Below are 1,183 nucleotides of genomic sequence, written 5' to 3' on the forward strand. Positions count from 1 at the left end.
CTTCAGCTACAGCACCTTCACCAAGGTTACCTACTACTTTACCGCCTGCATTGATACCGTCTTTAGTTACGGAAGGACCACCAACGATTGCTAAGCCGTCAGTTGTTAACGCTGCATCGCCAACGCTTACGCCATCTGCAGCGACTTTAGTTGCACCGATTTCTAAACCGGATTTATCAAGTTTGGTATCGCCTACAGCAACGGACCCGTCTGTGCCAAGATCGATATTTCTATCCAAGTTAACAGTGAATGTTTTAACACCATCTTTATCGGTTGCATCAACTACGCTAATATTGTTACCACCGTCTACATTAACGGATGCTTGAACAACTTCTTTAATGACTTCTTTACCTTTGTCATCTAAGTTTCCTAAGTCTTTACCGGCTGCGTTGTTGATTTTTTCTTTTGTAGCTGCTGTTAAATCGACTACCAAGTCCTGACCGGATACTTTGCTTTCAACCATGCCGTCGGTTGCACCTACGATACCGAAACCTGCATTGTCTTTATTCACTGTAAGTACATTGCCTGCGCCGTCTTTAACGCTTACAGTCTGAAGTGCGGAATTAGCTGTATCTTGAGCGCCTTTAATAGAATCTTTAAGATCTTTTTGTACGCCAAATAATTGACCACCGGTTACTGCATCAGTGGATCCTTCAGCTACAGCACCTTCACCAAGGTTACCTACTACTTTACCACCTGCATCGATGCCGTCTTTAGTTACGGAAGGACCGCCTGCGATTGCTAAGCCGTCAGTTGTTAACGCTGCATCGCCAACGCTTACGCCATCGGCAGCGACTTTAGTTGCACCAATTTCTAAACCTGATTTATCAAGTTTGGTATCACCTACAGCAACGGCCCCGTCTGTGCCAAGATCGATATTTTTATCCAAGTTAACAGTGAATGTTTTAACGCCGTCTTTATCGGTCGCATCAACTACGCTAATATTGTTACCACCGTCTACATCAACGGATGCTTGAACAACTTCTTTGATAACTTCTTTGCCTTTGTCATCCAAGTTGCCTAAATCTTTACCGGCTGCGTTATTGATCTTTTCTTTTGTAGCAGCTGTTAAATCGACTACCACGTCCTGACCGGACACTTTACTTTCAACCATGCCGTCGGTTGCACCTACGATACCGAAGCCTGCATTGTCTTTATTCACTGTAAGTACATTGCCTGCACC

The 1,183-nt window shown here is 44.3% G+C and carries 1 pseudogene; it reads right to left on the reverse strand.

Going from position 1 to position 1,183, the window contains the following annotated elements:
• Positions 1-1,162: pseudogene (locus tag KHZ77_RS09520) on the reverse strand (hypothetical protein); the annotation flags it as partial.
• Positions 1,163-1,183 lie beyond the last annotated feature (21 nt).

Origin of the sequence: Veillonella sp. (assembly GCF_018364065.1) — a bacterium.
In the GTDB taxonomy this organism is placed as follows: Bacteria; Bacillota; Negativicutes; order Veillonellales; family Veillonellaceae; genus Veillonella_A.